At 73.8% G+C, this 25,389-nt stretch carries 20 protein-coding genes; 3 read left to right on the forward strand and 17 right to left on the reverse strand.

All coding sequences use genetic code 11. The annotated features are described in order from the left end of the window. Window positions 1-52 precede the first annotated feature (52 nt). From ACN27B_RS27445 to ACN27B_RS27470, 6 genes are all read right to left on the reverse strand, one after another. Complete coding sequence (locus tag ACN27B_RS27445; RefSeq protein WP_253866353.1) at window positions 53-529, reverse strand: macro domain-containing protein; 477 nt, start codon at window positions 527-529, stop codon at window positions 53-55. A gap of 30 nt (window positions 530-559) precedes the next feature. After that, entirely contained in the window at window positions 560-943 is a 384-nt protein-coding gene (locus ACN27B_RS27450; protein ID WP_422741999.1) for a DUF1622 domain-containing protein, read from the reverse strand. Between the two features lie 105 nt (window positions 944-1,048). After that, the gene (locus ACN27B_RS27455; RefSeq protein WP_099160621.1) at window positions 1,049-1,714 is read right to left on the reverse strand and encodes a TcmI family type II polyketide cyclase; all 666 of its coding nucleotides are present in this window, start codon (window positions 1,712-1,714) and stop codon (window positions 1,049-1,051) included. 29 nt (window positions 1,715-1,743) lie between these two features. Beyond that, the gene (locus tag ACN27B_RS27460; protein ID WP_422742001.1) at window positions 1,744-2,973 is read right to left on the reverse strand and encodes a cytochrome P450 family protein; all 1,230 of its coding nucleotides are present in this window, start codon (window positions 2,971-2,973) and stop codon (window positions 1,744-1,746) included. Continuing rightward, a complete protein-coding gene (locus tag ACN27B_RS27465) occupies window positions 2,970-3,290 on the reverse strand; it encodes a putative quinol monooxygenase (protein ID WP_098744454.1) in 321 nt (106 codons plus the stop codon). Before ACN27B_RS27465 ends, ACN27B_RS27460 begins: the two co-directional genes overlap by 4 nt. Then, complete coding sequence (locus ACN27B_RS27470) at window positions 3,287-5,563, reverse strand: FAD-dependent monooxygenase (protein ID WP_099160619.1); 2,277 nt, start codon at window positions 5,561-5,563, stop codon at window positions 3,287-3,289. The genes ACN27B_RS27465 and ACN27B_RS27470 overlap by 4 nt, the downstream gene beginning before the upstream one ends. A 190-nt stretch (window positions 5,564-5,753) precedes the next feature. Here ACN27B_RS27470 and ACN27B_RS27475 point away from each other — a divergent pair, with 190 nt between their 5' ends. Next, entirely contained in the window at window positions 5,754-6,512 is a 759-nt protein-coding gene (locus ACN27B_RS27475) for a class I SAM-dependent methyltransferase (RefSeq protein WP_422742004.1), read from the forward strand. Between the two features lie 32 nt (window positions 6,513-6,544). Here ACN27B_RS27475 and ACN27B_RS27480 read toward each other — a convergent pair whose 3' ends face one another. From ACN27B_RS27480 to ACN27B_RS27525, 10 genes are all read right to left on the reverse strand, one after another. Then, window positions 6,545-9,262: a LuxR C-terminal-related transcriptional regulator gene (locus ACN27B_RS27480; protein ID WP_422742006.1), complete on the reverse strand. Its 2,718-nt coding sequence runs from the start codon at window positions 9,260-9,262 to the stop codon at window positions 6,545-6,547. Between the two features lie 93 nt (window positions 9,263-9,355). After that, window positions 9,356-10,243 carry an alpha/beta hydrolase family protein gene (locus ACN27B_RS27485; protein ID WP_099164540.1) on the reverse strand — a complete coding sequence of 296 codons (888 nt, stop codon included), beginning with the start codon at window positions 10,241-10,243 and terminating at the stop codon, window positions 9,356-9,358. A 127-nt stretch (window positions 10,244-10,370) separates the two neighbouring features. Next, the gene (locus tag ACN27B_RS27490) at window positions 10,371-11,042 is read right to left on the reverse strand and encodes a DUF1963 domain-containing protein (RefSeq protein ID WP_256386029.1); all 672 of its coding nucleotides are present in this window, start codon (window positions 11,040-11,042) and stop codon (window positions 10,371-10,373) included. A gap of 26 nt (window positions 11,043-11,068) precedes the next feature. Further along, entirely contained in the window at window positions 11,069-12,229 is a 1,161-nt protein-coding gene (locus tag ACN27B_RS27495; protein WP_099160616.1) for a glycoside hydrolase family 26 protein, read from the reverse strand. Continuing rightward, a complete protein-coding gene (locus ACN27B_RS27500) occupies window positions 12,223-13,986 on the reverse strand; it encodes a glycosyltransferase family 2 protein (RefSeq protein WP_422742009.1) in 1,764 nt (587 codons plus the stop codon). The genes ACN27B_RS27495 and ACN27B_RS27500 overlap by 7 nt, the downstream gene beginning before the upstream one ends. Window positions 13,987-14,185: 199 nt before the next feature. Then, a complete protein-coding gene (locus ACN27B_RS27505) occupies window positions 14,186-15,655 on the reverse strand; it encodes a glycosyltransferase family 39 protein (protein WP_099160614.1) in 1,470 nt (489 codons plus the stop codon). 214 nt (window positions 15,656-15,869) lie between these two features. Continuing rightward, window positions 15,870-18,194, reverse strand: coding sequence for a glycoside hydrolase family 3 N-terminal domain-containing protein (locus ACN27B_RS27510; RefSeq protein ID WP_099160613.1), 2,325 nt, complete (start codon window positions 18,192-18,194; stop codon window positions 15,870-15,872). Between the two features lie 39 nt (window positions 18,195-18,233). Further along, the gene (locus tag ACN27B_RS27515; protein WP_091574017.1) at window positions 18,234-19,100 is read right to left on the reverse strand and encodes a carbohydrate ABC transporter permease; all 867 of its coding nucleotides are present in this window, start codon (window positions 19,098-19,100) and stop codon (window positions 18,234-18,236) included. Then, a complete protein-coding gene (locus ACN27B_RS27520; RefSeq protein WP_098744448.1) occupies window positions 19,097-20,095 on the reverse strand; it encodes a carbohydrate ABC transporter permease in 999 nt (332 codons plus the stop codon). The genes ACN27B_RS27515 and ACN27B_RS27520 overlap by 4 nt, the downstream gene beginning before the upstream one ends. Beyond that, window positions 20,092-21,402 (reverse strand): ABC transporter substrate-binding protein, encoded by a 1,311-nt coding sequence (locus ACN27B_RS27525; RefSeq protein WP_422742013.1) that lies wholly within the window; start codon window positions 21,400-21,402, stop codon window positions 20,092-20,094. The genes ACN27B_RS27520 and ACN27B_RS27525 overlap by 4 nt, the downstream gene beginning before the upstream one ends. A gap of 134 nt (window positions 21,403-21,536) precedes the next feature. On the opposite strand from ACN27B_RS27525, the gene ACN27B_RS27530 reads away from it, so the two are divergent. Next, window positions 21,537-22,541 (forward strand): LacI family DNA-binding transcriptional regulator, encoded by a 1,005-nt coding sequence (locus ACN27B_RS27530; RefSeq protein WP_098744445.1) that lies wholly within the window; start codon window positions 21,537-21,539, stop codon window positions 22,539-22,541. A 12-nt stretch (window positions 22,542-22,553) separates the two neighbouring features. On the opposite strand, the gene ACN27B_RS27535 is transcribed toward ACN27B_RS27530, so the two are convergent. After that, window positions 22,554-23,561 carry a LacI family DNA-binding transcriptional regulator gene (locus ACN27B_RS27535; RefSeq protein ID WP_091574013.1) on the reverse strand — a complete coding sequence of 336 codons (1,008 nt, stop codon included), beginning with the start codon at window positions 23,559-23,561 and terminating at the stop codon, window positions 22,554-22,556. 189 nt (window positions 23,562-23,750) lie between these two features. On the opposite strand from ACN27B_RS27535, the gene ACN27B_RS27540 reads away from it, so the two are divergent. Beyond that, window positions 23,751-25,376 carry a glycoside hydrolase family 43 protein gene (locus ACN27B_RS27540; RefSeq protein WP_099160611.1) on the forward strand — a complete coding sequence of 542 codons (1,626 nt, stop codon included), beginning with the start codon at window positions 23,751-23,753 and terminating at the stop codon, window positions 25,374-25,376. Window positions 25,377-25,389: the final 13 nt, after the last annotated feature.

The following is a 25,389-nucleotide window of genomic DNA, read 5'->3' on the forward strand; positions in this document are numbered from 1 at the left end:
GCGAGGCGCTACGCCACCTGGACGCCGTACGTGCGTGCCGCCGGGGTGCGGCTCAGGACCGGTCGTAGACGGTCACCGGAATGTCGCGGGCGCACAGCGTGCGCAGCACCAGCGGCTCGATCCGCTGCCACGAGCCGCCGGCCAGCCCGCACCCGATGCGGGGCATGTGCACCGACGCGCCCAGCTCCTCGGCGTGGTCGGCCAGCGCGATGAGGCAGCGTTCCACCGCGTCGTAGCGGATGGGCGGCCCGCCGCTGCCGCGTCGCATGCCACGCTGGCCGACCATGTTGGCCACCCACAGGTCCGGCGCGACCCGCACCAGCCGGGTGGCGCCGAGGCCGAAGTCGTTGCCGGCCCGGTGCCGGTGCCAGTCGCGGTAGTCACGCTCGGGCTCCGGCCAGCGCCGGGAGATCGCCAGGACGAAACCCTTCCCCCAGCCGCCCAGGTCGTTGCAGACGTGGGCGATCACCTTGGGGCCCTTCGCCTGCGGGCTGGTCGCGTCTCCCTGGATGATCCGCAGCGTGCGCACGGTCGTCATCCTGCCCCGGGGGTGCGACGGTCAGCGCTGCGGCCGGGCGCCCACGCTCGGCCGGCTCACCGGCGGGCGGCCCTGCCAGGGCCAGCGGCCGTCCAGCTCGACCTCCAGCGAGAAGCTGAGGAACGTCCGGACCAGCACGATCAGCGCGAGCACGCCGACGCTGGTGAAGGTGGGTGACACCGCGACCGTGCGGATGATGTCGCCGCCGACCAGGAACTCCAGGCCGAGCAGGATCGCCCGTCCGACGCCCTGCCGGTACGCCCGGTAGTTCGCCACCACCTGCCGGGTGCGCCCGCAGCGCACCGCGAAGACCACCGTGGCGACCGCCACGCCGACCGCGATGACCAGCACCCCGGCCAGGTCCAGCAGCGTCCCGACGTGCTGGATGAGCTCCTTGGTCGGCACCCGACACCCCCGTACGGAATCGGGTCCAGCCTGACGCACGGACCGCGACCGACAGGGGGATTCGGCGCTCCCGCCACCCGGTGGCGGGAGCGCGCGTGAGGTGGCTCAGTCCTGGGCCTGCCAGCGGTAGAAGACCGTGGCCACCGAGTCCTGCGGGCCGTGCCACACCTCCGGCCGGTACGGCTCGATGTACGGGCCGAGGTCCTGCATCACCTTGCCGAACGACGGGGCGTCGCCGTGCTGGTCCCGGGTCGCCTCGGCGGCCGAGGACTCCTGCTCCAGCAGGTGCACGTAGACGTCGTCGATCGAGTAGAGCCAGCGCCCGGTCACGCCCAGGTCGGTCGGGAGCGACCCGGCGTCGGACTCGCCGAAGACCCGGGCCACATCCGGCTCGGCGCCGGGCTTGATCCGCCCGACGATCACGGTGAGCGTGGTGTCCGCCGGCGGCTCACCCTCGGGCGCCCAGTGGTAGAACTCCTTGGCCACCGAGTCCGACGGGTTCTTCCAGTAGCGCGGGTACGGGGTCACGTACGGACCGATCGCCTCGGCGATCTTCTGGAACGCGGGCAGCCCGCGGGTCTGCCCGGAGATCCGCGGGTCCTGCTCCCGCTCGATCACGTGGATGTAGAGGTCGTGGTGCGACAGCAGGTACCGGCCGATGACGCCGAGGTCCTGCGGCCGGGTGACCTGGTCGTAGTGGCCGAAGACGTCGCCGACGATCTGCTCGCTACCGGGGACCATGTGGCAGACGATCACGTTCCGGAAGACCATGACTGCTCCTCGAAGACGGGTGGGACGGGCTAGACGGTGAAGGTGACCGGTAGTTCCAGCAGGCCGCGGAACGGCGAGGCGGCCGGCAGCCGGCGCACCTCGGCGAGCGGGACGCCGAGCCGCAGCCCGGGCAGCCGGCGCAGCAGCGCGGACAGGGCGAGTTCCGCCTCCATCCGGGCCAGCGAGACGCCCAGGCAGTAGTGCACGCCGTGACCGAAGCCGAGGTGGGGTCCCCGGACCCGGCGCACGTCGAGCCGGTCGGGGTCAGTGAAGTGGCCGGGGTCGTGGTTCGCGGCGTTGATCGCCACCCCGACGATCGACCCGCGCGGGATGCGTACCCCCTGGTAGTCGATGTCCTCGGTGGCGATGCGCGGGCTGGCCACCGGCAGCGGGCCGTCGAACCGGAGCAGTTCCTCGATCGCCGCCGGCAGCAGGCGGGGCGTGGCGCGCAGCAGTTCGAGCTGCTCGGGGTGGGTGAGCAGGGCCAGCACGGCGTTGCCGAGGAAGTCGGCGGTGGTCTGGTGCCCGGCGAAGAGCAGCAGGAACGTGGTGGTGACCAGTTCGGCCTCGGACAGCGTCCCGTCCTGGTCGACGGCCCGCACGAGCGCGCCGATGATGTCGTCGGCCGGGTCGTCGCGCTTGGCCCGCACCAGGTCGGCCAGGTAGTGGTGCAGCCGCAGCTGCGCCTCCTGGACCGCCGCGCGTTCCTCCGCCGGGGGCCGGCTGGTCGAGCCGGAGGTGCGGATGACCTGGGTCCAGTCGAGCACCCGCCCGTGGTCGGCGGGCGGCACGCCGAGCAGCTCGCAGATGACCGTCATCGGCAGCGGGATCGCGAAGTCGTGCATCAGGTCCGCCTCGCCCTGCGGGATGATCTTGTCGATGAGCTGGTCGACGATCACCGCCACCCGCGGACGCAACGCCTCGATCCGCCGGGGCGCGAACGCCTGCGACACGACCCGGCGCAGCCGGGTGTGCTCGGGCGGGTCGGAGTTGAGCATGTTGCGGTTCAACCCCTCCGAGTTCGGGCCGAAGATCCGCAGGTAGTGCTGGTCCGGCCCGTACAGGTCCTTGGACAGTCGCGGGTCGGTCAGCGCGGCGCGCGCGTCGTCGAAGCCGGTGATCAGCCACGAGTCGAACCGCGGCGAGCCGACCGGGCAGACCGGCCGTTCGGTCCGCAGCCGGGCGAACGTGGGGTACGGGTCGGCCGCGAACGCCTCGGTGTACAACTCGGCGGCCGGCACCTTGTCGTCGTCGGTCATCGCCCCTCCCCCGGCTCGCCGGCCACGCTGTGCAGCACCTGGTAGGTGTGGCGCTGCGCGGACTCGCGCAGCTCGCGGATGATGGTCAGCAGCCGGTCCCGGTGCGCGCTGCGGCCGAACGCGTCCAGCCGCTCCCGGTCCGCCCAGTCGCTGATCACCAGATAGCTGCGCGGGTCGTCGGCGTCGCGGACCAGGTCCTGGTGCAGGCAGCCGTCCAGGGACCGGATCTCCTCGGCGACGGTGAGCCACGCCGCCTCGAACTGTGCCTCGCACCCCTGGCGGGTCCGCATCGCCAGCACCGTGCGCACCCGGCTCACCGCGCGCTCCCGAAGATCAGGTGCAGGTGCTTGCGCAGCGCGTCCGGGTCGACGGGCGCGCCCCGGAACCCGACGTGCCCGTCCGGGCGGATCAGGTAGAGCCCGGTGCCGGTCAGCCCGTACCCGGCCCGGAACCGGCGGTCGGCGTCGCGCACCACCGGCGGGTCGGCCAGGCGCGGTTCGTCGGCCTCCGGGTCGAGCAGCAGGTACGCGTCGAGTTCGCCACCGGCGAGGCGACGCGCGTCGGCGCACAGGTCGGTGAACCCCGCCAGCTGCGCCGGATCGGCCGTGGCGTCGGCGTAGAGCAGCAGCGTGTGCCGGGTGCCCCGGGTCAGGTCCCGCAACCGCAGCGGGTGGCCGACGCCGCGCCGGCGCAACCCGTCCACGTCGGGCGCGATGTCGCCGGGGCGGGGCGCGTCGCCGAGCGCGGCCGGGTCGGCGACGGTCTCCCCGACCAGCGGGCTGCCGGCGTAGCTGAGCAGCATGGACATCTCCTGGAGGAACTGCCGTTCCAGGTCGGCGCGGTCCACCTCCTCGGTGCCGGCCATCCGTACCGCCCGGCCGACGATCTCCTCGCCCTCCGGGCGCCGCTCGGTCTCGTAGCTGTCCAGCAGGCCGGGCGCGGCCAGCCCACGTACCGCCAGGGCCAGCTTCCAGGCCAGGTTCCAGGTGTCCTGGATGCCGGTGTTCATGCCCTGGCCGCCGGCGGGCGGGTGCAGGTGGGCCGCGTCCCCGGCGACGAAGACCCGCCCGTCGCGGTAGCGGTCGACGATGCCGTGGCTGATCCGGAACACCGACGACCAGCGCAGGTTGCTCGCCCGGGTGCCGGGCGGCGCGAGGCGGTCCAGCGCGGCCTGCACGTCGGAGATGGTCGGCTCGTCGAGTTCCTCGCTGAACCCGGGCGGGGCGTCCCGCCCGCCGGTCTGGGCGAAGAACCGGGGCGGGGCGAGCGTGGCGATGCGGTAGCGGTGCGCGCCGCGCAGCGGTACGCAGACCAGCATCCCGTCCATCTGCCCGTCGGTCATGTGCAGGAACCGCAGCAGGTGCCCGTCCGGCATGTCCCAGTTCACGTCGACGTCCACCAGCATGAACAGCTGCGGGAACCGGCCCAGACCGCCGGTGAAGGTGAGCCCGAGCCGCTCCCGTACCCGACTGTGCGCGCCGTCGGCGCCGACCAGGTACGCCGCGCGTACCGTCTCGGTGCCGCCGTCGGCGGTGCGGACGGTGGCGGTCACGCCGTCGGCGTCCTGGGTGAAGTCGACCAGTTCGGCGCCGCGCTGCGGGCGCACCCCGAGCGCGGCCAGCCGGGCGGTGAGGATCCGCTCGGTCTCGTACTGCGGCAGGCCGAGGTGGTCGTACGGCAGGCCGGGCAGCTCCCAGCTCATCCGGTGGGTCTGCTCGCCGTTGACGAAGACCATGTTGCCGGTGAGCCAGATGCCGGCGTCCATGGCCTCCCGGACGACGCCCTGCTCCTCCCAGATCTCCATGGTGCGGCAGTGCACGCCGATCGCCTTGTCCGCGTGGCCGGGCGGCGTGACCTGCTTGTCGATGACCCGGCAGGCGATGCCGCGCCGGGCCAGCTCGACGGCGGCGGTCAGCCCGGTGGGCCCCGCCCCGACGACCAGTACCTCCGTTGTCTGCTGCACGTCGGCCTCCCTGCCCGTGGTCGAGTGGCGGCCGGTCCCGTCGGGTACGACGTGGAACAGGCGGCGCCGGATGTCGAGAAGGAACGGTGCGATCGGGCCGGCCTGCACCGAGGCGTGGGCCGGGTCGCCGATCCAGGCGAGGAACGGCGCGGCGCCGTCCCACTCCGCGAAGATGTGGTGCGTGTCGGAGCCGGGCTCGCGGAGCAGCTGCTCACGCCGGTAGCCGGGGATGGCCGCCATCCGCCGCACCACCTCGGGGTAGCCCCGGTGGAACTCGGCGAGCCGGTCCCGTGGCACGGTCAGCTCCACGTCCACGTAGACCGGGCCCTCGCCGTCGCCGTCCTCCCGCATCGGCGGGTAGTCGGGCGGGTCGGCCGGCTCGGTCAGCGGCCGGAGCAGGTCGCCCAGGCGTGCCGCCACCGGCCCGTCCCGGTACGCGCGCAGCGCCGCCTCGTCGGTCCACTCGGTGACCACGACGAAGCCGTACGGGTCCAGGGCGTCGCGCAGCAGCTCGTGCCGGAGGCTGCCGGTGAGCGCGCCGACCTGCCCGGCGACGGTCTCCCAGGCCGGTCCGACCGCGGGCTCGCACCCCGGACGCGCGCGCAGCCGGAGCATCGTCCTGATCATGCCGCCCCCTCGAACCGTCCCGTCCTCGTGCCGCGACCCTGCCGGAGGTCGCGTCACCCGTTCGTCACCGCCGGATGCCGCGACGTCCCCCGCCGGTGACGCCGCCGGGACGCGGGACCGCTCCGAGCTTGTTGCAAAAGATTGGCAACAAGCCTCGACAGGTACCTCCTCGGTAACTATCGTCAGCGGCATGACTCCTTACGATGTGGATGTGCGGGCCTGGCAGGAGAGCTGGGACCGGCAGCAGGAGGCGTTCATGCCGGACCGGGAGCACCGGTTCGCCGCGATGCTCGACGCCGTCGAGGCGGTCGCCGGTGACCGGCCGGCGCGCGTGCTCGACCTGGCCGGCGGCACCGGGTCGATCAGCCTGCGCGCGTTGGCCCGCCGACCCGACGCCGAGGTCACCCTGCTCGACCTCGACCCGGTGCTGCTCACCCTCGCCGAGGCGGCCCTGGCCGGCCGGGCCACAGTGGTCACCGCCGACCTCGACCAGGCCGACTGGGCCACCGCCCTGCCCCACCGGGACTACGACGCGGTGCTCACCGCGACCGCCCTGCACTGGCTCGACGGGCCGCGCCTGGCCGAGCTGTACCGCGAGATCCGGGACGTGCTGCGCCCCGGCGGCGTGTTCGTCAACGCCGACCACATGCCCGACGACGCGTTGCCGACGCTGACCGCGCGGCTCGGCGAGCGGGCCCGGGAGCAGCGGCACGCCCGGCACCGCGCCGGCGCGGCGCTGTCCTGGGCGGGCTGGTGGGAGCAGGCGGCCGACGACCCGGCGCTCGGGCCGCTGGTGGAGAAGCGGCGGCAGATCTATCCGACCGGGCACAGCCCGGAGTGGAACCCGCCCGCGGCGTGGCACCTCGACGCGCTGCGCGGGGCCGGCTTCACCGAGGCCGGCGTGCTCTGGCGGGGTGGCGCCGACGCGGCCGTGGCCGCGCTGCGCTGACCCGGCCGCGGGCGCTCCGGCCGGGTCGCCGCTCAGGGCAGCAGGCGGGCCAGCTCGGTGCGGGACCGCACGCCGAGCCGGTGGAAGACGTTGCGCAGGTGGTGGTCGACGGTCCGGGTGGACAGCGACATCCGGGTGGCGATCTCCCGGTTGGTCGCCCCCTGCGCGACCAGCCGGGCGATGTGCAGTTGCTGACCGGTCAGCAACTGCTCCGGCCCGGGCCGGCCGGGTCCGACCGACTCCCCCGCCGCGCGCAGCTCCTCGCCCGCCCGCTCGGCCCAGGCGGTCGCGCCGAGCAGCGTGAACGCCTCCCGGGCCCGGTGCAGGTGCGCCCGGGCGTCCCGGGGCCGACGCCGACGGCGCAGCTCGCGACCGAACAGCAGCTCGGTGCGGGCGCGCTCGAACCGGTCGGTGTCGGCCGGGTGCAGCCGCAGCGCCGCGTGGAACTCCTGCTCGGCCTCCGGGCCGCCGCGCGGCGCGAGCAGCGCCCGGCAGCGGGCGGCCAGCGCCCGCCGCGACGGGCTGGCCGTGCTGCTGGCCCAGTGGTCGAAGACGGCGAGCGCGGCCGCCGGCCGCCCGCCCTCGTGGGCGGCGGCCTCCACCAGGTACGGGGTGGCCATGACCTGCACCAGCACCTGCCCCCGACCGGTGCGCGCCCGGGCCAGCGCGGCCAGCCGGGCGACGGCGTCGGCGTACCGGCCGTCGATGAGGTCCAGCACGCCGAGCGCCCACCGGGCGTACGCGTCCGGCCGGCTCCCGGGGGCGGCCCCGTCACCGATCTCGGCGATCCGCGCCAGCGCGCCGACCCGGTCGGCACGCACCGCCGCCAGCACCGCGAGGATGCCGAGGTGCACCTGGGCGCAGACGTGCTGACCGGCGGCGCGGGCCGCGCGCACGCCCTGCCGGGCGGTCTCCGCGGCGGCCTCGTGGCGGCCCAGCCAATACTCCGCGACGGCCCGCAGCTCCAGCGCCCGGGGCAGCAGGGACACCTCGCCGGACGAGCGGGCCACCTCCGCCGCCCGGTCGGCGAGCCGGTGCGCGGGGCCGTCCACGCCGACCAGCAGGGCGGCCGCGGCGGAGCAGGCCAGAGCAGCGGGGGTGGCTGCGGATCCGGCCAGCCGGCCGCCGAGGACGACGACCCGGCGCAGCGCCGGGCCACCGCGGGCGTGGTCACCGCGCAGGGTCGCCCCGACGCCCACCGCGAAGGTGGCCAGCAGGTCGACCTCGGGCGGGTCACCGGGGCGCCGCAGAGCCTCGGCCCGCCGCGCCACCTCGGCATAGCGGTAGTGGTCGCCGGTGACGCAGATGGCCTCGCCCGCGCGGACCAGCGCGAGCAGGGCGGAGCGGCGGTCGGTCGGCGCGACCGCGTCGGCGGCGGCCAGCAGCGTCGCCACCGCGGCGGCCGGGGCGTCGCACCGCAACTGCATGTCGCCCCGGACCAGGTCGGCCGGGCCGCGCACCGTCGGTCCGGGGGCGAGCCGGCGCAGCAGCTCCCGGGCCTGGTCCGGGTCGCCGGCGGTCCAGGCGCAGCGTGCCGCCGCGACCGTCAGCTCGGCCACCCGGGCGGGGTCGGCGGTCAGCTCGGCCGCACGGCGCAGTGCGACCGCCGCGGCGGCCCGGTCCGGTGCCCGGTCGACCGCCACCGCGAGCTCGGCGGCCAGCACGTCGGCCGGGCAGTCGGCGCCGGTGGCGTGGCGCAGCGCCCGGCCCAGTGGGCCTCCGGCGAGCGTGCCGGCCAGCAGCAGGTGCGCCGCGCGCAGGTCGGCCAGCGGCGCGACCGCGGTGATCATCGGCCGGGCGAGCGGGTCCGGGAACGTCACCCCGTGCGGCCCGGTACGCAGCAGGCCGGCCGCCTCGGCGGGGGCGAGCGCCTCGACGGTCAGGCCGCCGGCCCAGGCGGCGCGCACCAGGATGCCCGGGTCGTCGTGCGCGTCGAGCGCGGCGAGCAGCACCATCCGCCGGGTCGGCGCCGGCAACCGGTCGAGGCGGACGCGGTAGGCGGCGGCGAGCGCGCCGTCCACCGGCGGCGTGTCGGGCAACGGCTCCTCGCCCCGCCACTGAGCCGGGGTGAGCGTGTCGGCCAGGTCCGCGAGGGCCTGCGGACTGCCGCTGCTCAGCGCGGCCAACGCGCGGGCCACGGTTGCCGGTGGAGGGTCCCGGCGTCCGGCGAGCATGGCCTGGCACTCCCGGACGTGCAGCGGCCGCAGCCGGTACGCCGGGACGCCGTCGACGGCCGTCGGGGACGTCGTGGTCAGCAGCAGCGCCACCGGCAGCCGGCGCAGCCGCCGCGCCACCACCGCCAGCGTGCACGCGCTCTGCCGGTCCCCGGTGTCGAGGTCGTCCACGGTACACAGCAGCGGCCGGCGCTCGGCGGCGGCGGCGAGCAGGGAGCGCACCGCCGCGGCCAGGGCCAGGCGCTGGTCGGCCGGGCATCCGCCGCCGCCGAGCACGTGCCGGAGCAGCCGACGCTGCCGCACCGGCAGGGCCGCGTCCGCGTCCAGCACGGGATCGAGCAGACGGTGCAGCCCGGCGTAGGGCAGGGCGGCCTCGTCGGCCAGGCCGGCGCCGGTGAGCAGCGTCCGTTCCCCCGCCACCCGCCGGGCGTACGTCAGCAGGGTGGTGCGCCCGGATCCGGGCGGGCCGTGGAACAGCAGCGCGCCACCGGTGTCCCGGTCGAGGAGCCGACGGATCGCGTCGCACTCGTCGTCCCGGCCCCACAGGTTTATATGCACTGTCGATGCAGAAACCATGCATCCAGTGTCACCTATGGGTAACCCGTCGGAAAAGAGGCGGACACGCCAACGGGACGGCCGACGCGGCGACCGTCCCGTCCGCGTGCGGGTTCAGGAGCTGGGGCAGGTGTTGCGGTACTCCTCGATCGCGGACCCGCTCGGCCCCGGGCAGAGGAACTGCTCGTAGCGGGTGTCGTCGTCGACGAACCGCTTCAACCACGCGACCGCCTGCTTCGCCAGCGGGGTGTTGACGGTCTGCGGGAAGAAGTGGTTGGCGCCGTTCAACTCCAGGTACGCCTTCTCCGAGGACGACGGGATGCTGGTGTAGAACGGGATCGAGTGGGTCGCCACCGGTGCGATGCTGTCGGTCTCGCCGCCGATGATGAGCGTCGGCACCCGCACCTCGGACCAGGTCTTGTCCAGGTTCCACGGTGCGAGCGGGACGGCGGCCTGCAAGGACGGCCGGGACGCGGCGGCCTCCAGGCTGCCGCCACCGCCCATCGAGTGCCCGGCCACGGCGAGCCGGGAGGAGTCGATCCGGCCCCGCACCGAGCTGCGCTGGGTCAGGTAGTCCAGCGCGGCCAGGAGCTGCCGACCCCGGCTGTCCGGCTGGTCCAGCAGCGTGTTCGTCTCGATGCCGATCACCACGAAGCCGTGCGAGGCGATCCGCGGCCCGAGCCAGCTCAGGCTGGACCAGGTGGCGGTGTAGCCGGGCGAGATGGCCACCGCGCCGAAGGTGCCCTCGGCGGTGCTGGTCGGGTAGTAGATCACGCCGCCGCCGAAGCCGGTGACGCTCCACGAGGAGACGCTGATCGACGAGGTGGCGAACGGCCCGCGGCTGGCCTCCAGGATGGCGTTGGTGGGCGCCGGGCCGCGCTCGTAGGGGCTCGCGGCACTCGCCGCGGTCGGGACGGCCAGGGCGCCGCCGGTGGCGAGCAGGGCCGCCACGGCGAGTCGGGCCAGGACACGGACGGGGGTACGGGAACGGGTGGTGGGCACGTCGGTCACTCCTTGCGCCGGAAATACATCGACATGCGTAAGCATCGATGCCCCGAGGTGTGACGCGCATCGGCGAAATCACCGGTCCCGACGCCGGCGGGGGGAGCACGCCGGCCCGGGCCCGGCACTACTCGGTGAACTCGCAGAAGGACAGCGCCCTGCCGAACCGCCGGGCGGCGAGGTCCTCGTGCCGGATCAGGAACCGCGCGTTGACGAACTCCTCGTCCGGCACGCCGAACTGCGCCAGTGGCACCCACTCGCGCATCACCCGCTGCGCTTCCTCGTACAGGGCGACCATCCGCTCCGCGCGGGGCAGGGACCTCGCCCGCCGCTGCCGTTCCGGCCAGAGCTGCTCGACCAGCGCGCTCATCTCCTTGCGGTGCGGCATATCGCGCAGGAGACGGATCTGGGTGTCGCACAGCCACTCCGCCGAGCGGTCCAGCCAGTCCGGCAGCTCCGCCTGGACGGCGGCGTACATCTCGTGCTCGGGGGTGAGGAAGGGCTCCCGGGCGATCCCGGCGGGTAGGACGTACTCACCCTCCACCGTCTCGACGCCGGCCGGGACGTACACGACCCGCGCGTACGCCTTCTCGTTCTCGATGCCGCAGACGTCCTGTGCGCCCTCCTGGCCGAGGAAGAACAGCAGCGTGCCGTCGGCCGGCAGGGCGAGGTCGGGCACCCGGGGCAGCACCGCGCAGTCGAGCCGGAGCAGGAACGGCGACGGAGAGCCCTCCGGGCACGTGGGCCACGGCATGCCGACCGGCAGCCGCGGCCGGCCGCCCCGCCGCCCGACGGGCACGCCCTCGTCGCGCTGCCACGCGTGGATCAGGGCCCGGCACGCGGCCGCATCGCCGGCGACCAGGTCACGTCGTAGCGCTTGCCGGCCACCGACTCGGCGAACGCCGTCGCCGCGACCGGCGAGGCGGCGATGCGCCAGTCCTGCTCCTTGTCCAGCTCGAACCAGATCAGCCCGATCAGGTTCCGGTAGCGGGGCAGCGAGCGGAAGGTCTCCCGGATCCACTGGGCCTTGCGCGTCGCCGTGTCGGCGGCGCCGGTCTCGGTGACGACCAGCGGCTTGTCCGTGACGGCACGGATCTCGTTGATGGTGGGCCCGAAGATCTGGTCGAAGGTCCAGTACGTCTTGGTGAAGGCGCCCGTGCCGTAGTAGCCGGTGACACCGACCCAGTCGACGTACTCGTCACCGGGGTAGAGCCCGGCCAACCCGGCGGTCGTCTTGTCCCACCTGGCGTTCGGACTCCACACCCAGGCCACGTTGGTCGCCCCGGCCGTGGTGAAGATGTCGTGCACGTGCCGCCACGCGCGCACGTAGTCACCGGGTCGGTTGCCGTTGGCGCGTTCGCACCACGGGTACCAGTCGCCGTTCATCTCGTGCGCGAAGCGGATGGCGATCGGGTAACCGAGCGACCGCACGCCCTCGGCCCAGGACCGCAGGTAACCGTCGAAGTCCCCGCTGGCGATGCGGGCCAGCCGGTAGTCCGGCTGGGTGGCCCGCAGCCGGTCGACCTGGCGGACCGGCAGTCCGGTGCGGCGGGCGGCCTCGTCGACGGTGTGGTCCCAGGGCTCCCAGCCCAACATCGGCATCATGCCCCGGTCGGCGATCCGGTCGAACAGGCTCCGGTCGAAGGTCGCCGACGCCCAGCCGGCGCCGAAGAGCATCACCTGCGGTGCCCGCCGCGCCGCCGCGGCGAACCGGTCTACGGCGGTGAAGTCGTACGGGCCCTTGTCGGTCATCACCCCGAAGAACGCCCGCCCGGCCGGGGGGAACGTGCCCGCGACCGGGCTCGGCCCGGCCACCGCCGGGGCGTCGGCCATCGCCACCGCCTCCGGCGTGGTCACGGCGCGTCCCTGGGTCGGGACGTCCGAGGCCGGGGCGCGCCACGCGCCGGGCGCCACGACGAAGGCGTACGCCAGCAGCAGCACACCGGCCAGTGCCAGGCCCACCCGGGGCAACGTCAGCCTCAGCACGGGGCACCACCACCGACCGCCGCCGGGACGGGCCGTTCCGTCGTGCCGGCCGGTTGCGGGGCGGGTTCCGGCTCGTCGCGGCGGGCCCGCACGTTCTCCACCCAGGCGATCACCGGCGGCGCGAGCCCGGTGAGCAGCGTCAGCACCGGCCACACCCGCAGCAGGGGGTAGTCGTGGCCCAGTGCGAAGCTGGCCCCGAGCAGTCCGGCGGCCACCGCCGCCCAGCACAGGTGGAGACGGAAGGTGCGCAGCGACTCCACGGTGCGCAGCGTTCCCTTGGCGGTCACCACGAAGCCGAGCCGGCGGCGCAGCAGCGCGCCCACCGCGGCGGCCACGTAGACCGGCCCGGCGAACAGGGCGAGCGCCATCCCCACCATGCCCACCTCCTCCCGCTCGTGCGGAGCGATGTTGAAGCGGCGCAGCCAGAGCCAGAGCAGGAACCAGCTGCCGAGCGTCGAGCCCCACAGCGCCGCCCAGACCTGCGGGTCGAGCCGGCCCGCGTCGACGCCGGTGAGCAGGTACAGCGCGGTGGCGGCGTTGCCCAGCAGCAGGCTGACCGCGACGCTCGGGTAGTAGAACTGGAGCAGGCGGTACTGCCAGCGACGGCGGGCCGGCAGCTCGCGCGGCGCGCGCAGGTCGCGGCGGAACAGGATCTCGCAGATGCCGGCCGCCCAGCGCTTCTGCTGGTTGAAGTAGTCGGCCCAGGAGGTGGGCCCCTCCCCCAGCGCCACCACGTCCGGGGTGTAGACGCCCTTCCACCGCCGTCCGGTCGCCGGGTTGACCGCGGCGTGGATCCGGATGCTGGTGAGGTGGTCCTCGATGATCGAGTCCTGGTAACCGCCGATGGTCCGCCACGCCGCCGGGCGGTAGAGGTGGCCGGTGCCGGTGAGCAGCGGCGCGTCCAGGCCGTTGCCGCCCCGGGCGATCAGGCCGTTGTAGAGGTACTGCTGCACGGAGGCGCCGTGGGCGACGAAGTTCTGGTGCATGTTTCCGTAGACCTGGGGGGTCACCACGAACGCGACGTCCGGGTCGCGGAAGTAGCCGAGCGTGCGTTCCAGGAAGTTCGGCAGCGGCACGTGGTCCGGGTCGACGTTGGCCACCACGTCGTAGCGGTGCTCGTGCTCGGCCCGCCAGGCGTTGTGGTTGCCGGACTTGGTCCGGGCCCGGAACTCGCCGCGCGGCTGGTTGTACTCGGGCCGCCCCCTGCGGCTGAAGTGGTGGACGCCCAGTCGAGCCGCCATCGCCCGCACCTCGGGGTCGTCGCCCTCGTCGAGGATCCAGACGTCGACGCGTCCGCAGTAGACGATCTCGCGGAGCCGGCGCAGGGTCCGCTCCGCGACGTCGATCGGCTCCTTGCTGGGCACGATCGTGGTGAGCAACGCGACCCGCAGGCCCACCGGGGGGTCGACCGGCACGGGGTCCTTGGCGTGGAAGGCGAACACCCACACCACCACGTTCTGCGCGAGGCGGATCAGCTCGACGCCGACGACCACGCAGAAGGCGAGCCGCGCGGCGATCGTCTGCCAGCCGCCGAGCCCGACCACACCCGGGCCGGGCACGTGCTGCGGCAACAGCAGCCAGCCGACGAAGAGCAGGCCGGTGGCGCTGTTGAGCAGCACGAGCAGGGTCAGCACCGACCGGGCGGCGACCGAGGCGGCGGGGCGCAGTTCGACCGGGGCGTCCGGACGGCGGGGCGGGCGCAGCGGCCCGGCGGTGGCGCCGCACCGGGCGTACGCCAGGCGGGCCCGGACGTTCAACTGCCTGCGGTCCGGGCCCCGCCGGCCCGGTCGCCCGGGCGGGACGGCCGGTGCCGGGCGGTCACCCGGAGTTCCCGGTCCCGCGGCCCGGGACGGGCGTGTATCGGCGGCGACGGCCACGTTTCCCCCATGGTCTGCATCGGGCTCGCCAGGAACCCCGACAGATGCTAAGCCGACAATCAACAAGAAAAGGCGTGAATCAGGCAGATGCCGGTCGTCCACCCACGAACAGCACCACCGTGAACCCGGTCGGCCGCCAGACCTGCGCCGGCCGGTACCCGGCCCGCAGCGCCCGCTCCGCCGGGCCGTCGCCGGGCGGCGCCACGGCGGTCCCGGACCGGATCAGCCACAGCCGGCGGTGACCGTCGGGGCAACCGGCACAGGCGAGCGGACCCGCGTCGGCGAGCACGTCGGCCGGCCGCCGGTCGGCGGGGACGTAGCGTGCCATCACCGTGCGCGCGGTCGGATCGGCGTAGAGCACGCCGTCCCCGCGCTGACGCAGACCGTCGACGATCGCCGCGACCCGGCGGGGGTCCTGGCCGTGGCCGTCGGGCGCCCGCGCCGCGGCCTGGGCCGGCGCGCCGACCAGGGCGACCGCCGCCAGCCCGGCCACCGCCCAGCCGGCGCGCATCCGCGACAGCGCGGCCGCGCCGAGCACCGCCCAGGCGGGCAGGGTGAACAGCAGGACGGCCGGCGACCAGACCGGCACGGTCCGGGCGACGAGCAGCAACCCGAGCGCCGGCACGAGCGCCCACGCGGTGCAGATCGCGGCGGCGTACCGCAGCGGAAGGCTGAACAGGGCCAGACCGGCCAGCAGCGCGCCGACGGCGGCGACCCCGAACAGGTCCCGGGGTGTCGCCACCAGCGCTGCCGGGTCGACCCGGACGCCGGGTGCGAGCCGCGCGCCGGCCCGGACCCCGGCCCAGAGCAGCGCGGCCACCGGGAGCGCCGCCAGGACCACTGTCGCCGACCAGCGGGCGGCGGCCGCCCGGCGGAAGGCGAGCACCACCCAGCCGTGGCCGGCGAGCAGCAGCAGCGCGGCCGGCTGGCACAGGCCCAGCAGGACCACGGCCCCGGCGTACGGCGCGAGCCGGCGCACGCCCGGCCGGTCCAGGGCCGCCGGCAGCAGCCAGGTGGCGAGCACGGCCGCGCACACGGCCAGCGCGTACGGCTGGGCCTCCTGCGCGTACCGGGTAGAGGTCGGTAGCGCCGCGAAGAGAAGGCCGGCCAGCACGCCCGTGCCGGGGGTGAACATCCGCGCCGCGAGCGCGCCGACGAGCGCCGCGGTCGCGGTCATGGCCAGCAGCGACGGTACGCGCAGCGTGGGATCCGCGGCGCCGAACAGCGCCGCCCAGGCCCGGATCAGCAGGTGGTACGGCACGAGCGTGGCCTCGTCCCCGGCCAGCGCCGACCGGAGGTCGCGCCACGGGGACGTGGCCGCGCGCCAGGTGTCCAGCTCCTCGGACCGCAGGCCCGGCCGGTCCAGCCCGACGACACCCAGCCCACCGGTCAGCAGCGCCGGCAGGAGCCACGCGGCGACCCGCCACCGGGCCGGGCGGCGCGCGACGCGGACGGGGGCCCGGCGGGGCCGGTCCTCGCCCCACGGGTCCTCGACGCCGACCTCCGCCGGCCCGAGCCGGGGCAGCACCATGGTGTCCGCGTCCATCATCTGACTCACGCATCCCTGTAGGGGGCCGGCGACCGGGGTCCAGCCGACCGGGCGCGGGGGCGCCGGGGACCCGAGGGGTCACGGGCTGGACAACACCCAGGAGCCTAGTGAGCCGAAATCGACAAAACACCCGATATGCCGCTAAAGCACCAACAAGGAAGACGGCGGGTGGCGGTGTCGGGCCCGGACACCGCCACCCGGCCGGGGTCGGCGCTCAGCCGACCTCGGTGACCGTCCAGCGCGGGGCGGCGGTGGTCACCGCGACGGTGTCACCGACCAGCCTGGTCGACCCCATCGCGTCCCGCCGGGCGCTCGTGCCGACCCACACCTCCACGTCACCGGGCTCCACGACCCGGGTCAGCGTGCGGTCGGAGAAGGCCAGGCGGCTGGTGGGCACGGTCAGCTCGACCGTGACCGCCTCGCCCGGCTCCAGGCGCACCCGGCGATATCCGAGCAGCTGCGCCACCGGCCGGGTCACCGACGCCACCAGGTCGCGGCCGTAGAGCTGGACCACCTCGTCGCCGGCCACCGCCCCGGTGTTGGTCACCCGGACCGTGACGCGCAATGCCCCGTCCGTCGGCACGGTGGCGGGCACGGTCAGGTCGGTGTAGGCGAACGTGGTGTAGGACAGGCCGTGGCCGAACGGCGCCACCGGCGTCGCGGGCAGGTTGGTGCCGTTCATGCCCTCCCCCAGCTCCGGGTGCAGGTACGAGTACGGCTGCGCGCCGGCCGAGCCGGGCAGGGTGACCGGCAGCCGGCCGGACGGGTTGACCCGCCCGGAGAGCACCCCCGCGATCGCCCCGGCGCCCTCCTCACCCGGGAAGAACGCCTGCACCACAGCCGCGCACCGGGACAGCGCCCAGCCCAGCGCGTACGGACGGCCGGTGAGCAGCACGAGGACCACGGGCGTGCCGGTGTCCAGCACCGCCTCGACGAGCTGCCGCTGCACGCCAGGCAGCTCCAGGTCGTCGCGGTCGCAGCCCTCACCGACGGTGCCGCGGCCGAACAGGCTGGCGTGGTCGCCGACCACGAGGACCGCCACGTCGGCGGCGGACGCGGCGGCGACCGCCTCGTCGAACCCGGACCGGTCCGCCGAGTCCACCTCGCAGCCGGCCGCGAAGGTGACCCGGTCGGCGCCGAACTCGGCACGCACCGCCTCCAGCACGGTCGGCACCTCGAAGCCGGTCTCCACCCCCGGGTGGAGGGCCAGCACGTGGTTGAGGAACGAGTAGCAGCCGAACAAGGCGCCCTGCCGGTCGGCGTTCGGGCCGACCACCGCCACCCGCCGGCCCCCCGGCAGCGGGAGCACGCCCTCGTTGGCGACCAGGACGACCGACTCCTCGGCGAGCCGGCGGGCGATCGACCGGTGCTCGGGCGAGTCGAGGTCGACCGCGCCCGGCGGCTCGTCGTCGAACGTGGCGTCGAGCAGCCCGAGGTCCTGCTTCTGCCGCAGGACGCGCAGCACCGCCCGGTCGACCAGCGCCTCGTCCACAGTGCCGGCCCGCACCGTCCCGGTCAGGGTCAGGTAGGCGTCGCCGGTGGGTAGCTCGATGTCGAGGCCCGCGCTCAGCGCCTGCACGGCCGCGTCCGCGTGGTCGGCCGCGACGTGGTGCAGCAGGTGGAGGAAGGCGACGCCGTAGTAGTCGGCCACCACCGTGCCGTCGAAGCCCCACCGGTCCCGCAGCACGCCGGTCAGCAGCGTCGGGTCGGCGGCGACGGGCACGCCGTCGATCTCCGCGTACGAGTGCATGACGCTGCGCACGCCACCGTCGAGGACCGCCATCTCGAACGGCGGGAGCAGCACGTCGGCCAGCTCCCGGGGGCCGGCGTGCACCGGGGCGAAGTTGCGCCCGGCGCGGGAGGCGGAGTAGCCGGCGAAGTGCTTCACCGTGGCGTGCACCCCCTGTGACTGCAGGCCGCGCACGTACGACGTGCCGATGGTGCCGACCAGGTAGGGGTCCTCGGCGATGCACTCGTCGACCCGGCCCCAGCGCGGGTCCCGGATCACGTCGAGCACCGGCGCCAGCCCCTGGTGGATGCCGAGCGCCCGCATCGAGGACCCGATCGCCGCGGCCATCTCGGTGACGAGGTCCGGGTCGAACGCGGCGCCCCAGGCCAGCGGCGTGGGGAAGGTGGCGGCCTTCCACGCCGACAGCCCGGTGAGGCACTCCTCGTGCACGATCGCCGGGATGCCTAGGCGGGTACCGGTCACCAGGTCGCGCTGGAACCGCCACAGCCAGGCCGCGCGGGACGCGGCGTCGACCGGGCGGGTGCCGTAGACCCGGGTGAGGTGGCCGAGCCCGTGGCGGGAGAAGTCCTCCAGCCGGGCCGCGTCGGCGAACTCGCCCTGCAGGGGTGCGACCGCCTCACCGTCCTCCTTCTCCCAGAAGCCGACGAGCTGGGCGACCTTCTCCTCGATCGTCATCCGGGCGAGCAGCTCCCGGATGCGGGCCTCGCCGGCGTGCCCGTCCGGCCGGTCGTGGTCCGGGCCCGCCTGAGCCGGCGCCGGCCCGACCACCACCGTGTGGACCTCTGTCATGTTGTGCCTTTCGCTTGGTTGTGCGCGTACCGCTGCCGCTCAGCCCTTGACCGCGCCCTGCAGGCCGCCGACGATCTGCTTCTCGGCGAGCGTGAAGAAGAGCAGGGCCGGCAGCATCGCCAACGACGTGAACGCCAGGACGCCCGCGGTGTCGGTGGTGTACTGGCTGGAGAAGTTCTGCACGCCCAGCGGCAGGGTGTGCAGGCTGACGTCGCCGAGGACGAGCAGCGGCAGCAGGAACGCGTTCCAGCTCGCCACGAACGCGAGGATGCCGACCGTGACGACCGCGGGCCGCGACAGCGGCAGCACGATCCGCCAGAGGAAGCCGAGCCGCCCGGCGCCGTCGATCGCCGCGGCGTCCTCCAGCTCCCGCGGGATGGCGGACAGGAACGGGCGCAGGATGACGATCGTGAGCGGCAGCGAGAAGGCCACCTGCGGAAGGATCACCGCGTAGTAGGAGTTGATCAGATTCAGGTCACGCAGCAGGAGGTACAGCGGCAGGATCGCCGCGCCGGCCGGGAACAGCAGGCCGAGGGTGAAGAAGGTGTAGAGCGCCTCGCGTCCCCGGAACGTGTACCGGGCCAGCACGAACGCGGCGGCCATGCCGAGCACCACCACACCGAGCGTGGTGCCGAGCGCGACCACGGCGCTGTTGAACGCCTGCCGCCAGAAGTCGCTCTGGGTCAGCACCCGGGAGTAGTTCTCCCAGACCCACGGGTCCGGCAGGCCGGCCGGGTCGGCCACGATCTGCGGCGTGGTCCGGAAACCGCCGACGACGACGTACACGACGGGCGCGATCGACACGGCCGCGACCGCGAGCGCCAGCGCGTACGTCAGCGGCGTGTTCCACTGCACCGGCCGACGCCCGGCGGAGGGGGCGGGTACGGAGTTCACGGCCACTGTCACTTCCCCTTCCGGGTGATGGCGCCCTCGATGTCACGGCGGAGAAGGAACCGCTGGAACAGCAGCGCCGCGACGAAGGAGATGACGAACAGGATCACGGCCACCGCGTTTCCGTAGCCCCACAGTCGGGCGAAGAAGCCGTTGTCCACCATGTACGTGGCCATGGTGGCCGAGGCGCCCAGCGAGCGCACCGCGGGCACCGAGGTCACCCAGACCATGTCGAAGACCTGCAACGAGCCGATCATCGACAGGAACATCCAGATCCGGATGGTGGGGCCGAGCAGCGGCAGCGTGACGTGGCGCTGGATCTGCCACCAGCTCGCGCCGTCGATCTCGGCGGCCTCGTTCAGCTCCGGCGGCACGTTCGACAGGCCGGCGAGCAGGAGGATGATGGCGAAACCGACGTACTTCCAGGTGAGGACGAACAGCAGCGTCCAGATGACCACGTCGAGGTCGGCCAGCCACGCCTGCACGAAGCCGCCCAGTCCGACCGACCGCAGCAGCGCGTCGAGCGTGCCGCCGTCGGTCAGGATCAGCTTCCACATGATGCCGACGGTGACCTCGGCGAGCACGTACGGCACGAAGACCAGCAGGCGGAACGCCGAGCGTCCGCGGAAGCGGCGGTTGAGCAGCAGGGCGATGCCGAGTGCGACGGGCCCCTGGATGAGCAGCGACCCGAACACGATGATCGCATTGTTTCGGAGCGCGTCGAGGAAGATCGGATCCTGGAACGCGAGCGTGTAGTTGCGGAAGCCGACGTACTCGGTGGGCGGGCCGACGCCGCGCCAGCGGAACAGGCTGTAGTAGAACGCGAAGCCCATCGGCACCAGCACGAACAGCACGTAGATGAGGACCGCCGGCGTGGTCAGCCCGATGATCTCGTACCACTTGCGGCGGGTCTCGGCGCGGCGCGAGGCGGCTCGTGCGCCGGGCCGGAGGCCCGCCGGTGGCGCGGTCACGCCGCCGGCGGGCATACGGGTCTGCGATGCGGACGTCACTTGCTTGCGGCCGCCTTCATGGCCGAGACGACCTTCTCAGGTGTCCCGTTGCCGGCGAAGATCGCGACGATCGCGTCGTTCATCGCGTTGCCGACCGTGCTGCCGTAGGCGGTGTCGAGCCAGAGCTGCACGTAGGTGGCGTCGGAGGTGGCCTGGAGGATCGACTTCAGGGCCGGGTCGGTGACGCCGTCGGCCGCGCCCTTGGCGACCGGCAGGCCGGTGCCGGTGGCGGCGTAGCCCTTCTGCACCTCGGGGCTGACGAGGTACTTGAGGAACTCGACGCACTCGGCCGGGGCGTTCTTGGCGCAGGCGAAGCCGTCGCCGCCGCCCAGGGCGGCCTTCGGGTCACCGGCGGAGCCGGAGATCGCCGGCACCGGGAACCAGCCGAGGAACTTGCCCAGGGCCGCCTTGTCGGTGGCGACGGTGTCCAGGGTGCCGCGGTTCCAGTCGCCCATCAGCTCCATCGCGGCCTTGCCGTTGGCGAGCAGGCCGTTGGCGCTGGTCGGGTCGTTCTGGCCCGGCGTGGCGATGAAGTTGTTCTGGAACGGCTTGGTGTCGATGAACGCCTTCAGGTCCTGGCCGGCCTTGACGAAGCACGGGTCGTCGAAGGTCCGGTCGGTGGTGGCCTTCTTCAGGGTGTCGACCGAGCAGGCACGCAGCGCGAAGTTGTACCACCAGTGCGCGGCGGGCCACTTGTCGCCGGCGCCGAGGGCGATCGGGACCACGTTGGTCGCCTTGAGCTTGGTGACCGCCGCGTTGAGTTCCTCGAAGGTGGTCGGCGGCGCCGTGATGCCCGCCTTGGCGAACATGTCCTTGTTGTACCAGACGCCCTCGATGCCCATCCGGTACGGCAGGCCGTACTGCTTGCCGTTCACCTGCCAGATCTCGGCGGCGCTACCGATGTCGGCCACCTCGGTCTTCACCTGGTCGGTGATGTCCTTGAGGTAGTCGGCCTCGACCTGCTCGCGCATCTCGCCGCCGCCCCAGGCCTGGAACACGTCCGGCGGGTCGTTGCTCAGCAGCGCGGCGGGCAGCCGGGTGCGCTGGAGCTGGTTGGTCTCGATCGCCTCGATCTCGATCTTGACGGTCGGGTGGAGCGCGGAGAAGTCCTTGGCAACCTTCTCCCAGTACGTCTTGCCGGGGCCGTCCTGGGAGGCGTTGTGCCACCAGGTGAGCGTCACCGGGTTCTTGTACAGCTCACTTCCCGCGTCCGTCTCGTCGTCGCCACCGCCGTTGCATCCGGTGGCGACCAGGGCGGTTGTCACAAGCAGTGCCAGCACGGCAGCCGCACGGCGCTTCATCGCCATGAATGTCTCCTCGACCACGTAGTCGGGTTACCTGCCGGGGAGTGTTACAGCCACGTAACTCGATGTCAATCGGTATCGATAACGTTTTCGAAACCGTAGCGACGCGGGCGGGCGAGCCCTCTATCATCGTCGGCGTGGTGTTCCCGGAGCGCGTCAAGATGTCGGACGTGGCACGTACCGCCGGCGTCTCGGTGGCAACGGTATCGAAGGTTGTGAATGGTAGGTACGGCGTCGCCCAGGCCACCGTCGAACGCGTGCAGCAGGTCATCCACGACCTCGGGTACGAGGCCGACCTCGGCGCGCAGAGCCTGCGCAGCCACCGCACCAACGTGCTGGGCATTCTGGTCGCCGAGTTCGAGCCGTTCTCGACCGAACTGCTCAAGGGCGCGTCCCGGGAGGTCGCCGGCAGCGGCTACCAACTGCTGGCCTATTCCAGCGGCGACGGCGAGGGCGCGGCCATCGGCTGGGAACGCCGGTCCCTGGCCCGCCTGTCCGGGACGCTCATCGACGGCGCGGTGATCGTGACACCGACCGTGGTGGAGACCAAGCACGGCTTCCACGTGGTGGCCGTCGACCCGCACACCGGGCCGTCCGGCCTGCCCACCGTCGACTCGGACAACTTCGCCGGCGCCGTCCTCGCCACGAACTACCTGCTCTCCCTCGGCCACCGCCGCATCGGGCACATCAGCGGACGCCCCGACCTGGAGTCGGCGCGGCTGCGGGAGGCCGGATTCCGCCGGGCCATGGCCGACGCCGGGGTGGCGGTGGACGAGCGGCTCGTGCGCGTCGGCGGCTTCCGCATCGAGAGCGCCGCGAGCACCGCGGCCGAGCTGCTGGCGCTCCCCGACCGGCCGACGGCGATCTTCGCGGGCAACGACCTCTCGGCGATCTCGACGCTGGACGTGGCCCGCGGCGCGGGCCTGACCGTGCCGGACGACCTGTCGGTGATCGGCTTCGACAACGTCCCGGAGTCCGCGTTGGTCGACCCGCCGCTGACGACGATCCGGCAACCGCTGCAACGCATGGGCGCGGAGTCGCTGCGCCTGCTGATCGACCTGATCGCGGGCGTGGAACGCGACACGCACATCCGGCTCCCCACCGAGCTGGTGGTCCGGGCGTCCTGCCGACCCCTGCGCTGAGGCCACCGCTGCTCACTCGGGCGGGCGGGCGGCGCTGTCGCGCACCACCAGCTCGGTGGTCAGCTCCACCCGCCGGCTCTCGGTCCGCTCACCCCGGGCCAGCCGCAGGACCGTGCGGGCGGCCAGCATCCCCATCTCGGCGAGCGGCTGGCGCACGGTGGTCAGCGGCGGGGAGCACCACCGCGCCTCCGGCAGGTCGTCGAAGCCCACCACGCTGACGTCGTCCGGCACCCGCAGGCCGCGCCGGCGTACCGCCTCGTAGGCGCCGAGGGCCATCTGGTCGCTGGCGGCGAAGATCGCGGTGGGCGGATCCGGCAGGGCCAGCAGCCGCTCGCCCCCGGTGAAACCGGCCTCGTGGTAGAAGTTGCCCGGGCGGATCAGCTCGTCGTCCACCCCGAGACCGGCGGCCTCCAGGGCCGCCCGGTAGCCGTCCAGGCGGGCCCGGCTGCACATCAGGTGCGCCGGTCCACCGATGAACCCGATCCGCCGGTGGCCGAGACCGAGCAGGTACTCGGTGGCCCGCAGGCTGCCGACCCAGTTGGTCGCGCCGATCGCCGGCGCCTCCTGCGGCGGCACGCCGGCCGGGTCGACGATGACGACCGGGAGGTTGAGCCGGCTCAGCTCCGCCTGCAGCGGCGCCTCCAGCGTCGAGGTCACGAAGATGACGCCCTCGGTCGAGCGGACCCGCAGGTTGTGCAGCCACTGCCGCGCCGACGAGGTACGCCGGTGGATGGCGGACACCACGGTGCCGATGCCGGCCGCGTGCGCGACGTCCTCGACCCCCCGGATGATCTCGACCGCCCACGGGCTGTCCAGGTCGTTGAAGACCAGGTCGATCAGGCCGGAGCTGGCCCGCATGCTCGGCGGACGGCGGCGGTAGCCGTGCCGCGCGAGCAGCTGCTCGATCCGCTCCCGCGTCTGCGGGGAGACGTCGGAGCGGCCGTTGACCACCCGCGAGACCGTCGGCACCGAGACGCCGGCCAGGCGTGCGATTGTCGCGATGGTGACCTTGTCGGACACGGGATCTCCGGAACTTTCAGCGATGGAGCGGAATGGTTTCCGGCATTGGCCGGTAGGTTACGACCCGTCTGTGCCCCGGTCAAGGCTCCCCCACAGCCGCGTCGAGCCGATACGGTGGGCCGCAACTCCGCACTGTCCGGAGCGGAAGTTCCGGAACGTCGTCAGTGGACCGAGCCCGAGGAGTCGCCGATGTCGACCGAGATCGCCCCCCTGCCCGCCGTCACCCGGTCGATCCGCAACCCGGTCCTCACCGGGTTCCACCCGGATCCCTCGATCCTGCGCGTGGGCGACGACTACTACCTGGCCACCTCGACCTTCGAGTGGTATCCGGGGGTCGGGATCCATCACTCCCGCGACCTGGTGCACTGGCGCCCGCTCGGCGGGATCGTCACCGAGCGCCGGCTGCTGGACCTGCGGGGCTGCGGGGACTCCAACGGGGTGTGGGCGCCGGACCTGACCTGGCACGACGGGTTGTTCCACCTCGTCTACAGCGACGTCGCCAGCTTCGCCAGCGGCTACTGGGACCCACAGAACTACCTGATCACCGCCCCGGACATCGGCGGGCCCTGGTCGGACCCGGTGAAGCTGCACGCGCACGGCTTCGACGCGGCGCTGTTCCACGACACCGACGGCAGCACCTGGCTGCTGAGCCTGAGCGCGGACTGGCGGCCGGGCCGGGACCGCTTCGGCGGGATCGAGATCCAGCGCTACGACCGCGAGCGACGACGGCTGGTCGGCGAGGCGAGGATCATCTTCCACGGCACCTCGGCCGGGCTGACCGAGGGTCCGCACCTCTACCGGCGCGACGGCTGGTACTGGCTGGTCACGGCCGAGGGCGGGACCAGTTGGGAGCACCAGGTCACGGTCGCCCGCTCCCGCCACCTGTTCGGCCCGTACCTGGCCGACCCGAGGGGACCGCTGCTCACCTCCGCCGGCCGGCCGGACCTGCGACTGCAGAAGGCGGGCCACGGGTGCCTGGTCGAGACGCAGCAGGGCGACTGGTACCTCGCCCACCTGGTGGCCCGCCCCTACTCCCCGCTGGGCAACTGCGTCCTCGGGCGGGAGACCGCGATCCAGCGGGTCGACTGGCCGGCCGGGCAGTGGCCGGCCGTGCCCGGTCGGGTGCCGGCCGACACCGTCCCGGCCCCGGAATTGCCCGCGCACCCCTGGCCGGACGAGCCGGCCACCGACCACTTCGACGGGCCCACGCTGTCCGCCCGCTGGTCGACGCTGCGCCGTCCGGCCGGCGAGGAGTGGCTGGACCTGACGGCGCGCCCGTCGTACCTGCGGCTGCACGGCGGGCAGTCCCCGGTGGGCCGGCAGACGCCGAGCCTGGTCGCCCGCCGGGTCGGCGCCGAGCGGTGCGTGCTGGAGACCGTCGTCGAGTTCGACCCGGCCGACCACCGGCAGCTGGCCGGCGTCACCGCGTACTACAACACGACCAACTGGCATCACCTCTACCTCACCCGGGCCGACGACGGCCGCCGGGTGCTCGAGCTGCTGAGCTGCGACCGGGGCCGGCGGACCGCGTATCCGGAGCTCACCGTGGACGCCGGCGACGGCGCGCGGGTCGGGCTGCGGGCGCGGTTCGACGGGCCGGTGGTCCACGTCGGGTACGACCTGGGTGACGGCTGGCGGGACCTGCCGGTCGACCTGGACGCGACGATCCTCTCCGACGAGCACGCCGCCCTCGTCGTCGACGGCGAGCCGGCCGCCTGGGGCTTCACCGGCGCGTTCCTCGGCCTCTGGGTGCAGGACCTCGGGGGCGACGGCGGGTACGCCGACTTCGACCACGCCACCTATCGGCAGGAGTGAGCGTCCCGGAGGG

This window comes from Micromonospora sp. WMMD754 (assembly GCF_049315235.1).
In the GTDB taxonomy this organism is placed as follows: Bacteria; Actinomycetota; Actinomycetes; order Mycobacteriales; family Micromonosporaceae; genus Micromonospora; species Micromonospora sediminicola.

Excerpts from the sequence above, each read along its gene's own strand:
- ACN27B_RS27480 (WP_422742006.1), bottom strand. The coding sequence starts at position 9,262 with ATGGTTTCTGCATCGACAGTGCATATAAACCTGTGGGGCCGGGACGAC.
- ACN27B_RS27455 (WP_099160621.1), bottom strand. The coding sequence starts at position 1,714 with ATGGTCTTCCGGAACGTGATCGTCTGCCACATGGTCCCCGGTAGCGAG.
- ACN27B_RS27475 (WP_422742004.1), top strand. The coding sequence starts at position 5,754 with ATGACTCCTTACGATGTGGATGTGCGGGCCTGGCAGGAGAGCTGGGAC.
- ACN27B_RS27505 (WP_099160614.1), bottom strand. The coding sequence starts at position 15,655 with ATGATGGACGCGGACACCATGGTGCTGCCCCGGCTCGGGCCGGCGGAG.
- ACN27B_RS27525 (WP_422742013.1), bottom strand. The coding sequence starts at position 21,402 with ATGGCGATGAAGCGCCGTGCGGCTGCCGTGCTGGCACTGCTTGTGACA.
- ACN27B_RS27540 (WP_099160611.1), top strand. The coding sequence starts at position 23,751 with ATGTCGACCGAGATCGCCCCCCTGCCCGCCGTCACCCGGTCGATCCGC.
- ACN27B_RS27470 (WP_099160619.1), bottom strand. The coding sequence starts at position 5,563 with ATGATCAGGACGATGCTCCGGCTGCGCGCGCGTCCGGGGTGCGAGCCC.
- ACN27B_RS27510 (WP_099160613.1), bottom strand. The coding sequence starts at position 18,194 with ATGACAGAGGTCCACACGGTGGTGGTCGGGCCGGCGCCGGCTCAGGCG.
- ACN27B_RS27460 (WP_422742001.1), bottom strand. The coding sequence starts at position 2,973 with ATGACCGACGACGACAAGGTGCCGGCCGCCGAGTTGTACACCGAGGCG.